Source organism: Arthrobacter sp. efr-133-R2A-120 (assembly GCF_030209835.1).
In the GTDB taxonomy this organism is placed as follows: domain Bacteria; phylum Actinomycetota; class Actinomycetes; order Actinomycetales; family Micrococcaceae; genus Arthrobacter.
Window position 1 is genome coordinate 45,548 of the sequence record NZ_JARVRF010000008.1, and the last position, 13,960, is coordinate 59,507.

At 62.6% G+C, this 13,960-nt stretch carries 13 protein-coding genes; 9 read left to right on the forward strand and 4 right to left on the reverse strand.

All coding sequences use genetic code 11. The features are described from left to right. The first annotated feature begins 45 nt into the window (after nt 1–45). Nucleotides 46–1,473 (forward strand): class II 3-deoxy-7-phosphoheptulonate synthase, encoded by a 1,428-nt coding sequence (locus QRN52_RS05505; protein ID WP_390282154.1) that lies wholly within the window; start codon nt 46–48, stop codon nt 1,471–1,473. An 88-nt stretch (nt 1,474–1,561) separates the two neighbouring features. On the opposite strand, the gene pknB is transcribed toward QRN52_RS05505, so the two are convergent. Together pknB and QRN52_RS05515 are read right to left on the reverse strand one after the other, a co-directional pair. Beyond that, on the reverse strand, nt 1,562–3,652 hold the full coding sequence (gene pknB / locus QRN52_RS05510; RefSeq protein ID WP_284751755.1) for a Stk1 family PASTA domain-containing Ser/Thr kinase: 2,091 nt from the start codon (nt 3,650–3,652) through the stop codon (nt 1,562–1,564). Nucleotides 3,653–3,725: 73 nt separating this feature from the next. Then, nucleotides 3,726–5,096: a LysM peptidoglycan-binding domain-containing protein gene (locus QRN52_RS05515; protein WP_284751756.1), complete on the reverse strand. Its 1,371-nt coding sequence runs from the start codon at nt 5,094–5,096 to the stop codon at nt 3,726–3,728. Between the two features lie 224 nt (nt 5,097–5,320). Here QRN52_RS05515 and QRN52_RS05520 point away from each other — a divergent pair, with 224 nt between their 5' ends. Then, the gene (locus QRN52_RS05520) at nt 5,321–5,674 is read left to right on the forward strand and encodes an Rv2175c family DNA-binding protein (protein WP_028266705.1); all 354 of its coding nucleotides are present in this window, start codon (nt 5,321–5,323) and stop codon (nt 5,672–5,674) included. Between the two features lie 125 nt (nt 5,675–5,799). Here the strand turns inward: QRN52_RS05520 and QRN52_RS05525 are convergent, their stop codons facing one another. Both QRN52_RS05525 and QRN52_RS23900 read right to left on the reverse strand, forming a co-directional pair. Further along, nucleotides 5,800–6,798: a polyprenyl synthetase family protein gene (locus QRN52_RS05525; protein ID WP_502869695.1), complete on the reverse strand. Its 999-nt coding sequence runs from the start codon at nt 6,796–6,798 to the stop codon at nt 5,800–5,802. 89 nt (nt 6,799–6,887) lie between these two features. Then, nucleotides 6,888–7,160 (reverse strand): hypothetical protein, encoded by a 273-nt coding sequence (locus QRN52_RS23900; protein ID WP_350225126.1) that lies wholly within the window; start codon nt 7,158–7,160, stop codon nt 6,888–6,890. Between QRN52_RS23900 and QRN52_RS23905 the strand changes: the two genes are divergently transcribed. From QRN52_RS23905 to QRN52_RS05560, 7 genes are all read left to right on the forward strand, one after another. Continuing rightward, on the forward strand, nt 7,138–7,404 hold the full coding sequence (locus tag QRN52_RS23905) for a hypothetical protein (RefSeq protein ID WP_350225127.1): 267 nt from the start codon (nt 7,138–7,140) through the stop codon (nt 7,402–7,404). The two genes, QRN52_RS23900 and QRN52_RS23905, sit on opposite strands and share 23 nt — an antisense overlap. A gap of 182 nt (nt 7,405–7,586) precedes the next feature. After that, on the forward strand, nt 7,587–8,789 hold the full coding sequence (dinB, locus tag QRN52_RS05535) for a DNA polymerase IV (protein WP_284751793.1): 1,203 nt from the start codon (nt 7,587–7,589) through the stop codon (nt 8,787–8,789). Nucleotides 8,790–9,023: 234 nt separating this feature from the next. Beyond that, complete coding sequence (locus QRN52_RS05540; RefSeq protein ID WP_284751759.1) at nt 9,024–9,386, forward strand: SCO2097 family morphological protein; 363 nt, start codon at nt 9,024–9,026, stop codon at nt 9,384–9,386. A gap of 381 nt (nt 9,387–9,767) precedes the next feature. Further along, on the forward strand, nt 9,768–10,199 hold the full coding sequence (gene mraZ / locus QRN52_RS05545) for a division/cell wall cluster transcriptional repressor MraZ (RefSeq protein ID WP_059389147.1): 432 nt from the start codon (nt 9,768–9,770) through the stop codon (nt 10,197–10,199). Between the two features lie 178 nt (nt 10,200–10,377). Continuing rightward, on the forward strand, nt 10,378–11,376 hold the full coding sequence (gene rsmH / locus QRN52_RS05550) for a 16S rRNA (cytosine(1402)-N(4))-methyltransferase RsmH (protein ID WP_284751760.1): 999 nt from the start codon (nt 10,378–10,380) through the stop codon (nt 11,374–11,376). Further along, nucleotides 11,373–12,038: a cell division protein FtsL gene (gene ftsL, locus QRN52_RS05555; RefSeq protein WP_284751761.1), complete on the forward strand. Its 666-nt coding sequence runs from the start codon at nt 11,373–11,375 to the stop codon at nt 12,036–12,038. Before rsmH ends, ftsL begins: the two co-directional genes overlap by 4 nt. Before the next feature lie 55 nt (nt 12,039–12,093). Beyond that, nucleotides 12,094–13,890, forward strand: a complete 1,797-nt coding sequence (locus QRN52_RS05560; protein ID WP_284751762.1) for a peptidoglycan D,D-transpeptidase FtsI family protein — start codon at nt 12,094–12,096, stop codon at nt 13,888–13,890. Nucleotides 13,891–13,960 lie beyond the last annotated feature (70 nt).

A 13,960-nucleotide genomic window follows, 5' to 3' on the forward strand; every position in this document is an offset into this window, starting at 1 on the left:
GGAGGCCGTGCCCCGAACAGCGCTCGAGGCAACTAGTCTTGGAGAGTGACTGAGCTATCCGCGAACCCCGCACCGTCCGTGACCGGCCCCCTGACCAGTTCCCTGGGCAGCCCGCTGACCAGCACCGCGCAAAGTGGCGCGGCAAACTATCCCGGCTTGGACGATTGGCGCCAGCTGCCTATCTCGCAGCAACCTACTTGGACCGACAGGGGTGTCTTCGACGCCTCCGTCAAGGAACTCTCCGTACTTCCCCCGCTGGTCTTCGCGGGCGAAGTCGACATCTTGCGCGAGCGTTTGGCCGCTGCAGCCCAGGGCAAGGCATTCCTGCTTCAGGGTGGCGACTGCGCCGAGACGTTCGAAGACGCCACGGCCGACAAGATCAGTGCCCGGGTCCGCACCATCCTGCAGATGGCCGTTGTCCTCACCTATGGTGCGGCCATGCCCGTCATCAAGATGGGCCGCATGGCCGGCCAGTTCGCCAAGCCCCGGTCCTCGAACGAGGAAACCCGCGACGGCGTGACCTTGCCTGCGTACCGCGGCGACATCGTCAACGGCTACGATTTCACCCCGGAGTCCCGCGCCCACGACGCCAGCCGCATGCTGAAGGCCTACCACACCTCGGCTTCCACGCTGAACCTCATCCGCGCCTTCACGCAGGGCGGCTTCGCCGATCTTCGCCTGGTGCACCTCTGGAACAAGGGCTTCACCGAAAACCCCGCCCATGCCCGCTACGAGTCCTTGGCGAGGGACATCGACCGCGCCATCAAGTTCATGGCATCCTGCGGCGCCGATTTCGAAGCCCTCAAGCGCGTGGAGTTCTTCGCGAGCCACGAGGCATTGCTGCTGGACTACGAGCGCGCACTGACGCGCATCGACTCCCGCACGGGACTTCCCTACGACACTTCCGGGCACTTCCTCTGGATCGGTGAACGCACCCGTGAGCTCGACCATGCGCATGTGGACTTCCTGTCCCGCGTCCGCAATCCGATCGGCGTCAAGCTTGGTCCCGGGACCTCCGGAGACGACGCGCTGCGGCTCATTGACAAGCTGGACCCGAACCGCGAGCCCGGCCGCCTCACCTTCATCACCCGGATGGGTTCGAAGAACATCCGCGAGAAGCTGCCCGCCGTCGTCGAGAAGGTCACGGCCTCCGGCGCACAGGTCCTCTGGGTCACGGACCCCATGCACGGGAACACTGTCACCTCACCCAACGGGTACAAGACCCGCAACTTCGACGACGTCGTGGACGAAGTCCGCGGGTTCTTCGAAGTCCACCACGCCCTGGGCACGGTACCCGGTGGTCTGCACATGGAAATGACCGGCGACGACGTAGCGGAATGCCTCGGCGGCGCCGATCCCATTGACCAAGACGCCTTCCTGGACCGCTACGAGTCCGTGTGCGATCCCCGCCTGAACCACATGCAATCCCTCGAGATGGCATTCCTGGTGGCTGGAGCCCTCACCAAGCGGTAACGCCCACCAAGGGCAGTCCAGCAGCAAGCTGGCATACAGGAAAGGCGATCCGGGATGTTCCGGATCGCCTTTCCTGTATGGGCACGTCCTACACGACGGTCAGTGTGACGACGGAGCCCTCCGGCGCATCGCTGTCCACGGGGTTCTGGTCCCGGACAGTGCCGAAGAAGCCACCCAGGATGTTGTTGATCTTGACCTCGAATCCGAGCGACTCCAAGGCTTTGCGTGCGGCATCGGCCTGCTTGCCGATGAAGTTCGGGACGTGCACCATCTTCGGCCCCTTGGACAGGGTCAAGGTGACGGAGTCGCCGCGGACCAGGGTGCCGTTGGCAGGAGTCTGGCTGACAACGGCTCCCGCGGGGACCTTCTTGTCGTTGACGGGTTCCGGCGCAATTTTGGCGGTCAATCCGGCATCGCTGATCGCTTTGACGGCGGCTTGCTGGGTCATGCCCCGGACATCCGGTACGGGGAGGGGCTGCGGTCCCTTGGAAACCACCAATGCCACCGGAGTGCCGTGACGGACTGCGGTGTCCTGGGCCGGGGACTGGGAGATGACCGTGCCCGAAGGCACTTTGTCGTCATACTGTTCGGTGACTTTGCCGAGGGCCATCCCGGCCACGCCAAGGGCATTTTTTGCCTGGTCGAGTGTCAGGCCGGTCATCGCGGCAAGCGGAAACAACTGCGGACCCTTCGAGACGAAGAGCGACACCGCTTGGAACTTCCGGACTACCTGGCCGGATGCGGGCTCTGTTCCAACTGCCAACCCCGCCGTGACTTCGTCGTCGTACACGTCTTTCGGCTCGGATTGGAATCCTGCGGTTCTCAACAGTTGCTGTGCCTCCGCAACCGTCTTGTTCTTGGTGTCCGGTATGGTTCCGGGCGAGCCGGGTCCCATGCCGAAGAACCAGCCCGCCGCTGTGGCCAGGATCGCCAGCACAATGACCACAATGGTCCAGATCACTGCCCGACGGCGTGGATTGCCTTCCCGCAAAGAGCGCGACGGCGTAGCTGCCGCCCGGGCGCGGTCCTTTTCTTCCTGGCGCTCCATGCGCTTGATGTCGCGTTTGCTGGGCGGGGCTTCCGCCGGATCCAGGGGTTCCCGGTCCGGTGGCACCTGGATGTCGAAAGCCGCGGCGCCGGCGGAGAATCCCGCCGGTGGAAGCACCGTGGTTGGATTGCGCTGGTTCGAGATGATCTCCGTCGGGCGTCCGATGCGCTCCAGGGGCTCCGTGCGTTCAGTAGGGAAAGGGGCGACTACCGCGGTGGCCCCGGCCGCTTCTTGTTGCCCTTCCGGCCCCGCAGCCTTGGCGGCGGGCGGGTCGATGTCCAGTTGCGCGTCGCTCAAGGTTGTGCGGATATGCCGAAGTTCCGACAAAAGTGCAGAACCGTCCACAGGACGCTCTTCGGGTTCCTTCGCGGTGCACCACTGGACGAGTTCGTCCACGTCCGCGGCAAGTCCGGGCACAGCGAGCGACGGCGGAGCGACGGCCGCGTTCACGTGTTGGTAGGCGACCTGGATGGGAACCTCGCCCGCATAGGGTTGCCCGCCGGTCAGCATCTCGTAAAGCATGATGCCGGTCGAATAGATGTCGCTCCGGGCGTCGGCGGGTTTGCCGAGGACCAATTCGGGAGCCAAATATGCGACCGTGCCGATCAGGGCGCCGGTGCTGGTTGTGGCAGTGACCGCCCGGGCCAGGCCGAAATCGCCCACCTTGATGCGGCCGTCGTCGGCGATCAGGACATTCTCCGGTTTTACGTCGCGGTGAATCAGCCCTGCCGCATGGGCGGCTGCGAGTCCTTCGATGACGGGGTCGATCAGTGCAAAGGCCAGCCGGGGTGGAAGCGCGGCCTTCTCGTTGAGGACGTCGCGCAGAGTGTGGCCCTTGATGTACTCCATGACGATGTACGCAATGTGGCCGTCTTGTCCCTGGTCGAGGACTCCAACGACATGCGGGTGGGAAAGGCTGGCCGCGGCCCGGGCCTCACGCTGCAAGCGGTCGAGGAAATTTTGGTCATTGGCCAAGTGCGGATGCAGCACTTTGAGCGCCACGTCGCGGTCGAGCCGCTCGTCGGTGGCGAGATAGACGGTTGACATTCCGCCGCCTGCAAGGCGCGATCGCACCAGGTAGCGCCCGTCCACGAGGGATCCAAGGAGATGGTCCGAAACTTGTTCCTGCACCCTACGATCCTAGTTGAGCAAAAACTCGGGCCCGAATCGCCATGCGATCCGGGCCCGTGTTGAGCGGCTTGATTTAGCTGAAGCTCTTCTTCAGGGCCAAGATCGAGGCGACGTAGGCCTTCGTGTCGTCGTACATGCCGTGCTTGCTCACCGAGTACTGGCCCTGGTAGTAGCCTGCGATGGCCGTGTTCAAGTCTTTGCTGGTGTTGACGAGGGCCCGGATGATGGCGACGCCGGCGGTCACATTGTCATACGGGTCCAGGATGTTGAGCTTGCGTCCCACCAGTTGGGAAGCCCATTCTCCCGAGGACGGAATCACCTGCATCGTGCCGATGGCGTTGGCCGGAGAGACTGCACGCTGGTTGAAACCGGATTCCTGGTAGGCGAATGCCAGGGCCAATGACGGGTCCACGCCCATCCGACGAGCGGTATCGGCCACGATCCCCTTCATCTGGGCGACGCTGGGAACGGGGGAAGCATTGAGCAGGGCCTTGTTCGCGTTGGCGGAACTGACTACCGCATCCGGGTAGGTGTAGCCGAGGAATGTGCTCGGAACCAGGGGAGTGCTCACGGGAGCCGGAGCCGGGGCTGCAGGAGCGCCCGGGATGGCGAGCTTCTGCCCCGGGTAGATGATGGTGCTCATGGACAGCTTGTTGGCCGACAACAGCGATGAGAGGGAGACGCCAACGCGCGACGCGATGCCGCCCAAAGTGTCACCCGACTTGATGGTGTACGAGCCGGTGCCGGCAAGTGCTGGTGCCGCCGGCGCAGGGGCCGCTGGTGCCGGTGCTGAAGGGGCCGGTGCGTTCGTTCCCGGGCCGACCTTGATTTTCTGTCCCGGATAGATGATGGACCGGCCGTTAAGGCCGTTCCAGCTGAAGACGTCGGACAGCGCCACACCGTGGCGTGCGGCAATGCCGCTCAGAGTATCCCCGGGGACGACTGTGTAGCTGGAAGCCGACGACGGCGCCGGGGTGGTTGCCGGGCTTGCTGCGGGTGCCGGCGCGGGTGCAGGCGCACTTGGGGCGCTTGCAGAACCGGTCAACTTGATCTGCTGTCCCGGGTAGATGATGGTGTTGCCCGAGAGCCCGTTGAGCTTCAGTACGGTGTTGGTGTTCAGCCCGTAGCGGGCCGCGATGCCGCTGATGGTATCGCCCCGGACGATGGTGTAGGTGGCCGGGACCGCAGGTGCCATAGGCTGCAGGGCAGCCGGAATGGTCGCGGCAACCGCGGACGCGGGAATGACGTTTGCAGACACGGCCGAGGCCTGGGCCCGGATGGCAGCGGCAAGTGATGCAGGGATCTTCTGGGTCTGTACTGCTGGAAGCGCGGTTGCCGGTTGGGCGAGCGCCAATGAAGAGAGCATGACGGCGGGCAGAGCCGCTGTGGTGGCCGCAATTACGGGCATGCTCGTTGTCTTCTTGGGCGAGCGGGGCGTCGTCATGGGAGCAATCCTCATCTCAGCAGCGGACGTCGGGAATGCCGCTGTTGCCAGTGTTACTAAAGTGAGTAGTGATGCAAATGTGATCAATGTGAATCTCTCACATTTTTCGATTCCGCACAAGAAATCCCGGCGCATTCGATTCCCGGGCAATTCGGGGACACAAATTCCGCCCCTACCGTCCGTCTGGCTAGGCGCAAAGCGCGCGGGCGTGGCAATCTTGATCCGTGAGTAATGTAGAAAGCCTCGTTTCCGATTGGCTGCCGCTGCCCGATGTGGCAGAGCTGCTGAACGTTTCAATCACCAAGGTCCACGGTCTTCTGGATGAGCGTGCAGTGGTGGCTGTGAGAGTGGGCGAACGCAACATCCGTTCGATTCCTGCCCTCTTTATCCAGGACGGTCATGTGGTGGATAGCCTGAAGGGCACCATTGCAGTGCTCGGCGATGCCGGGTACACGGATGAGGAGCTCATTGCGTGGCTTTTCACTCCGGATGAGTCACTGCGTGGCCGCCCAGTCGACGCGCTGCGTGAAGGGCGCAAGACTGAAATCCGACGCAGGGCTCAATCGCTTGCCTGGTGAGGGACTCCTGCCTTAAATACAGTGGTGGCGATCAGCAAGCTGATCGCCACCACTGTATTTAAGGGGTATGCATCCAGAAGGCCTTTAACCTGGATAACCTGGATAACCTGGATTTACGCAAAGGTTCACGCTGCCCGGCTGACTGCGGCTTCGGCCAACTGCCTGAGTGCGGTAAGCGGAAGTTCGGCCAGGGGGAGGCGATCCAGGGCCTCGAAAGCCTCGTTACTGAGCTCCTCGATCATTGATTCCGTGGCTTCGAGGGCGCCGCAATCCACGATGATCCGCCTGATCTCGGCAACCTCGGCCTCACCAAGGTCCTGCCTTCCGAGCATGGTATCGATGTAGCTCGAATCAGCAGCTCCGGCCTGGTTGATCGCGAAGCCCACCAGCACGGTGCGCTTGCCCTCGCGGAGGTCATCCCCCGCGGGCTTTCCTGTAGTCCCGGGGTCTCCGAACACTCCCAGGACGTCGTCGCGTAGCTGGAATGCTTCACCAAGCGGCAACGCGAAGGCGGAATAGCCTCGCAGAAGCTCTTCGCTGCCCCCAGCCAATGCGCCCCCAAGAGCCAAGGGGTGTTCAGTCGAGTACTTCGCCGATTTGAAACGGATGATGGACTGGGCGCGGTGGACGGCACCTGCGCGGTCCCGCACCGGACCTGCGACTTCCTCCAGGATGTCCAGGTATTGACCGGCCATGACTTCGGCGCGCATCAGGTTGAAGATCCGCCGCGCACGGGTGCCGGAGGCGGCCCTGCCACCAATCTCCGTGAACGCCTCTTCACTGAAGGACAGGCACAGGTCTCCGGTCAGGATGGCGGCCGCGTGCCCGAAGCGCTCGCTGTCGAGGGCCCATCCTTCGCCCTCATGGAGCTGGGTGAACCTCTTGTGGACGCTGGGACCGCCGCGCCGCGTATCAGAGCGGTCGATGATGTCATCGTGAATCAGGGCTGCAGCCTGAAAAAGTTCCAAAGCGCAGCCCGCAGTGATGATGTCGGGATGTGCGGACTCACCTCCGGCACCTCTCCATCCCCAGTAGCACATCAAGGCCCGGAGCCGTTTGCCGCCTGTCACAAGGCTCGTGATTGAGCCCATGAGGGGAGCGACATCGGGAGAGATGGTGGCCATGGTTTCTTGTTGCGCCCCAAGGAAGCCGCTAAGTTTGGCGGCGACATCGGCCACAAAACGGCTCTGTTCCGAACCGAGGCTATCCGCGGTCACTTGATTGACCCGGCGGCCACGTTGGCACCGATGGTGAACGTGGATTTGCCTGCCGTTTCCACCACTGAGATATTCACCGTTTCATTGTCGCCACGGAGGAAATCCTTTGATTTGATACTTCCCACGGTGTTTCCGGGAACTTCCTTAAAGCCCTGCGCCGTGAGCGCGGAAGTATAAAAGGCCACGACTGCGTCGACCGGAGACGCAATGGTGCCGACCAGGGCCACCGACGCCGGGGAGGAGTTCTTGTCGAAACTGCTGGATTCCACCGCTGCCTTGGGCATCAACGGAATCAATTGCTGCGGGAATCCCGGAACCAGGGCGCCGACCGCCGCCGAAGCTCCTGCGGCCCCCGTGGAAGTGGCAGCCGGCGCCGGACTCGCCGAGGCAGTGACCGCCCCGGACGACGATGTTGGCCCCGCCCCTTGGGATGCCGTGCTTGCAGGGGACGACCCGCAAGCCGAGATGGTCAACGCGACGCCCGTGGCCAACAGGGCCAGGCTGACGGGTTGAGGCTTTCCAAAGAGCTTCACAGGGATTTCCTCCTGGGGACGACGCCGGATGCTGCCTCCAGTTTAGGACGCCGGATGCGGCCTCCCGTAACCAGTGCCGCGGCATAGGATTTCCTTGTGAGACCACAAGCAGAGGACAACGGGCGGGGCCCCGGACAAGAATTCGCCCCGGATCCCGCTGCCCTGCGGGAACTGAGGCGAACCAGCATCCTCCACGTAGACATGGATGCCTTCTTTGTCTCCGTGGAACTGCGCACGCGGCCTGAACTCAAGGGGAAGCCCGTCATTGTGGGGTTTCCGGTGGATCGCTCAGTTGTGCTGTCCGCATCCTACGAAGCGCGCGCGTTGGGCGTGAAGTCTGCCATGCCCATGGCCAACGCCATGCGGATGTGCCCCAACGCGATCATCATCGAACCCCGCCACACCCTTTATTACGAGGTGTCCCGGCAGCTGATGGGAATATTCGAATCGATAACGGACCTCGTGGAGCCGTTGAGCGTCGACGAGGCTTTCCTGGACGTCGGCGGCGCGATCAGGAGGCTTGGTCCGCCTCTTCAGATCGGCCATTTGATCCGGAGCCGCGTTGCGTCCGAGCTGGGAATCACTGCGTCCGTGGGGATAGCCGCCAACAAGTTCGTTGCCAAAATAGCTTCTACACGCTGCAAACCCGACGGACTGCTCCTGATTGAGGCGGGGCAGACCGTAGCCTACTTGCACAGCCTGCCCGTGAACGCCTTGTGGGGAGTCGGGGCCAAGACCGCCGATGTCCTCGCCAGGCTGGGGATCCGTACCGTCGCTGATGTTGCGGCCACGCCGCTTTCTTCCTTGAAAAAGGTCCTTGGAGCTTCGGGCGAGCACGTCCACCGATTGTCGCTGGGCCTGGATCCGCGGCCGGTCACGCCTACCCGCCTCGAAAAGAGCATTGGCTCCGAGGAAACGTTCGCAGTTGACACTCCGGATGACGCGCTCCTGCACCGCGAGTTGCTGAGGCTCTCCCACCGAACCGCTTCACGGCTGCGGACAGCCGGAATGGTAGCCCGGACCATCGCGCTGAAGCTGCGCTATGCGGATTTTTCGACAATCAGCCGCAGCAAGACAATGCATACGCCGGTGGACAGCGCCCAGCTGATCTATCAGGTGGCGAGCCAGTTGCTGGCGTCCTTGGGGGAGCGGCCGATGAGCGTGCGGCTTGTGGGAGTCCGCGCCGAGCAGCTTGAGCCGGCCGAGCATGCCTCGCTGCAGTTAAGCCTGGATCGCAGGGACGACAACTGGCGGGCCGCCGAGCAGGCGCTTGACCGAGTCACCGAGCGATTCGGCAGCAAGACTGTCCTTCCGGCAACGCTTCTGGAGCCGCATGCGGAGCCCGATGGGCAGGGCTCTCCCTAGGCGTCGAAGTGCGCTCGCGCGCCTCCGGAGTGTCTTTCAGAACAGCGGCCAACAAACTATCCTAGAGATACACAGATTTAGACCGTCTGGATAAATTGCCATGTTGCGTCTGTTCCGTGAGACCGTGTTCACAAGACACGGTCTTCGGGAACCCTTTTTTGGGTTCGTCCGTTCAAGGAACAAGAGGCAACGGCCGCGGCGTATCCAGACGCTGGCCGACTAAAGGAGGTCGCGATGCCCCTCTCGGAGCACGAACAGAAGCTCCTCGAGCAACTCGAGAAGCAACTGCATGAGGACGATCCAAAGTTTGCCAATTCAATGGGCTCTGACCCCATTCGCTCATGGTCGACCAGGCACATCGTTATTGGCGTTCTAGGCACTATCGCCGGGATTCTCTTGTTGTTGGTAGGTGTGTCCTTGCAGAACATCTTCCTTGGCGTGCTGGGCTTCATAGTCATGGGCGCCGGCGTTTACTTCGCCACCCTGAGAAGGGCAGTCGGCGGCAAGTCGAAGAGCGCCAAGCCGGGCAAGGCAAGGAACTCATTCATGAGCAACCTCGAGGAACGCTGGGACGAGCGTCGCCGCGGCGAGGAGTAGCTGAGCGCTCCATTGAGGGGCTCGTCCTCCACGTGGATGCCGAGTCCTCCACATTGCACCACCAGGCTCTGGCCTGATTGCGAAAAGACCCGAATATCGGGTCTTTTCGCATTTAACGCCACGTTCGCCGCACCTCGCGAGCCTGCGGGCACGACTCAGGGCCGCCGTCGTGCGCATCCCCGCAGCGCCGCCGCAAAGTCTCCTCCACCGCCAACCACCCTTGAGATCCACGTGTTTTCAGGCTGCCGCATTCGAAAGTGGGGCGGAAACACGCCGGATTGCGTTGACTGTGGGGGCTTGTGGAGTAAAGTGGAGCGAGTAAGAGGGTAGTGGCGGCGTGGGGCAGGTACGGGCACCTTTACGGATGGGGGCGGTGGGCCAGTGTTTCTTGGCACGCATTCTCCCCGTCTGGACGAAAAGGGCCGGATCATCCTTCCCGCCAAGTTCCGCGAGGAACTTGCTGACGGCTTGGTGCTCACAAGGGGCCAGGAGCGTTGCATCTACGTCTTCAGCCAGCGGGAATTCGAACGTATTCACGAGTCCATGCGGGAGGCCCCCATTTCCTCCAAGCAGTCACGTGACTACATCCGGGTTTTCCTGTCCGGAGCCTCTGACGAGGTACCTGACAAGCAGGGGCGCGTGACGATTCCGCCGGCGCTCCGGAGCTACGCAGGTCTTGAGCGGGAATTGGCGGTCATCGGCGCCGGAACCCGTGCTGAGATCTGGGATGCCCAGGCTTGGGATGAGTACCTGGCCGAGAAGGAAGCCGCCTTCTCGGAGACCGACGACGACAACCTTCCCGGGTTCATTTAGAAACCGGGACAGGAAGCATCAATGCTTCTTGGACGGGATCTCCAGCCGCCCATCACATTGTTTTCCTGGCTCACCTTCCCCGGAGCCAGGCAGACGCTGCGATAGGCGCGGATGGGGATCCGGCTCAAGAAGCGATCCGCCCGACTGACCGACGAACAATCAGCTCTGAGGAGGCCGCATGGAGGAGCAAGACGCGCCAAAACCAACCTCGGAGCGACATGTACCGGTCCTGAAGGACCGGTGCATCAATTTGTTGGCACCCGGTTTTGAGGCGGCCCGCAGCCGTGGCGAAACCCCCGTCGTCATCGACGCCACGTTGGGAATGGGCGGCCACTCCGAAGCGATGCTGCAACGGTTCCCCGATCTGCACCTTGTCGGGATAGACCGGGATGAAGAGGCACTCGCCCTCGCCGGAGCGCGCCTGCAACCGTTCTCTGCCCGCACGGACCTCGTACATGCCGTCTATGACGAGATAGAAGATGTCCTCGCGGACCTTGGTATCCCCGAGGTGCACGGGATCCTCATGGACCTGGGCGTGTCTTCCCTTCAACTGGACGAGCGGGAGCGCGGTTTTGCCTACTCCTACGACGCTCCACTGGACATGCGGATGGACACCAGCCGCGGCCAGACTGCCGCTGACGTAGTCAACAACTATTCCGAAGAAGACCTGGTGCGGATTATCCGCAAGTGGGGCGAAGAGAAGTTTGCCGGCAGAATCGCAAACCGCATCGTCACGGCGAGGGCCGCCAAGCCGTTCGCCACCACCGGTGAACTCGTCGAGCAGATCCGCGGCGTTGTTCCTGCGGCGGCTGCAAAGTCCGGCGGGCATCCGGCAAAGCGGACTTTCCAGGCCTTGCGGATTGAAGTCAACGAGGAACTCGACGTCCTTGAGAGGGCAGTGCCTGCCGCTCTCTCGGCCTCGGCAATGGGGGGACGGGTAGTGGTGATGTCGTACCACTCCCTCGAAGACAAAATCGTCAAGTCCGTCTTCCAGTCCCGCTCCAAGTCATCGGCGCCGCTCGGCTTCCCGGTGGAGCTGGAGGAACACAAGCCGGAATTCAAGACCTTGACCAAAGGCACGGAAGTGCCGACACCCGAAGAAATCGCCGAAAACCCGCGTGCGGCATCTGCCCGCCTGCGGGCCGTGGAACGCATCAAAGCGAGGAGAACAGCATGAGCACCGCTGCCGCGAAGATCCTGCCGACCACAGTGGGCAACACCGCGCGTGCCCTGCCCGCCCGGGGACCGGAGCGCGACGCGCCCCGCAAGGCGCGGACGCCGCTCTCGCTCGTGCAGAGTGTTCCAGGAAGACGACGGACTCCGTTCGTCGTCTTCTGCTTCGGCGTGCTGGCAGCCGCCTTGTTGACTGTCCTGGTCCTCAACATCTCCGTTTCCACGGCCCAGTACGACCTCGTCAAGCTCAGGAACGACGCTGCATCCCTGAACAAGCAGAACCAGGATCTGACACAGCAGGTCCAGAACTACCAAGCTCCCCAGAATCTGGCCGCCAAGGCCGCAGAATTGGGAATGGTAGCTTCCACTGCCACGGGCCAGATCGACCTGGACAACCTGACGGTCACAGGAAAAGCCACGCCGGCAACCAAGGGGCAGAATCCCGGTGCCGTCATTGCTGCTCCTGCGGTTGCAGGCCAGTCGAGCGTCGTACCTCCTGCCCCTGCCAAGAATGATTCGCTGGACAGCCGCAAACCCAACGGGACCGCCGACTCCACACCGGCTAAACCGCAAGCGCCCGCGGTTCCGGCGGCACCCAAGGCGCCGGTTGTGGATCTCCATGGTGGTTCGGTCCCCGCTCCACAGCAGAAGGTACCGGGGCAGTAGCGTTCAGCCGACCTGATTTCAGGGTAAACAGCAAGGCAAGCAGCAAGGAATCGACGTGGTGCAGAAAACCGGCAAATCGAAGAACAAGAGAACGCCGGCGGCGAAGAAGCGCCTGCGCATCGGCCTCGCGATCATGTTGGCGCTGCTGTTGGTGGTAGGGGGCAAGTTGTTCCTGGTGCAAGGGCTTGACGTCGGAGGCCTGGCCGAGGCTGCCTACAACAACCGGCTGACAACCACCATCCTGCCTGCCGAGCGCGGCAAGATCCTTGACTCGAACGGCACGGTGCTCGCCAGCAGCGTGATCCGTTACAACATTGTGGTGGACCAGACGGTCAACACAAACACTGATCAGTTTCCCCGTTTCAACTCCCAGACCCAGGCCATAGACACGATCTCCAGGTCCCAGGGGATATCAGAGCTTGCCAGTGCGCTGGGGATGGACGTCGGGCAGGTCACGCAGGCCGTGACCGGCGTGAAGAAGTACAACATAGTGGCCAAGGAAGTGAAGCCGGACGTCGAAGACCGGATATCCCAACTGCACATCCCTGGTGTGGTGTCGGAAGGCGTCAGCAAGCGGGTCTATCCCAATGGAAGCGTCGCCGGGGGAGTCATTGGCTTCCTCAAGGACGGCACCACAGGCCAGGCCGGCCTTGAGCAGACCCAGGACGATCTCCTGCGCGGCAAGGATGGCAAGCGCGTCTTTGAGATCGGCGCGGATGGCCTTCGCATTCCCGTGGCGACCGACCTGCTGACACCTGCCGTGAACGGCCAGGACGTCAAGCTGACCCTGAACACGGACATCCAGTACTTTGCGCAGCAGGCCATCCAGACCCAGGTCAACCAGCTCAATGCCGAGTGGGGGTCAATCGTCGTCGAGGACATCAAGACCGGGAACCTCATTGCGATGGCGGACACGAACGCCCCGGATCCCAACGACCCCGGCAAGGTAGCGGCCGCGGACCGCGGCGTGCGGTCCGTGACGGCCGCCTATGAGCCTGGTTCGGTCGAGAAGATGATCACCGCGTCCGCTGCGATCAATGAAGGAAAGTCCAGCCCGCTGGACACGGTCACCATTCCACCTGCTTTGACCATCGACGGTCAGACGTTCACCGATGCGTTCGACCATGGAACCGAGCAGAGGACCCTTGCCGGCATCCTTGGCTATTCGATGAACACGGGTACCGTGATGATCGGCAGCCGCCTGAGCAAGCAACAGCGTTATGACTACCTCACCCGCTTCGGTATCGGCGAAGCTCCGGACATCGGCCTCCCTGCTGAAACCTCAGGCATCCTGGCCAAGCCCGATCAATGGGATGACCGCCAGCAGTACACCGTACTGTTCGGCCAAGGTGTTTCCCAGTCCACGCTGCAGACCGTCCGGGCCTACCAAAGCGTGGCCAACGACGGCGTGATGCTGCAACCGCGGCTGATTGACGGTTACGTCGGAGCCGACGGGGTCGAGAACAAAGTGCCTGCCAAGGATTCCCGCCAAGTCGTTTCCAAGGAAACGGCCCAACAGGTCCGGGACATCCTGGAGAGCAACGTCACAATGGGCGAAGTGAAAGATGCCGCCATCGATGGATACCGCGTGGGCGCCAAGACGGGCACCTCCCAGGCACCCCGTGAAGACGGGCTACCTGGCTTCGATGGCTACACCGCGTCCATTGTGGGTATGGCGCCCATGGAGAATCCGCGCTTCATCGTAGAGGTAGTCCTCCAGCGGCCCAAGGGCAGCATTTACGGCATCACCCAGGGGCCGATTTTCCGCTCGGTCATGGGCCAGGTCCTGCGCACCTACAACGTCCCGCCGTCCACCGGCACTCCGGCGCGGTTCCCCCAATACGCCAAATAGGGCCAGTACGGCAAGTAGTCCAGTTTCGCCAAGTAAGCTTGTTGGGCATCTGTCCGGCCACATTACGATC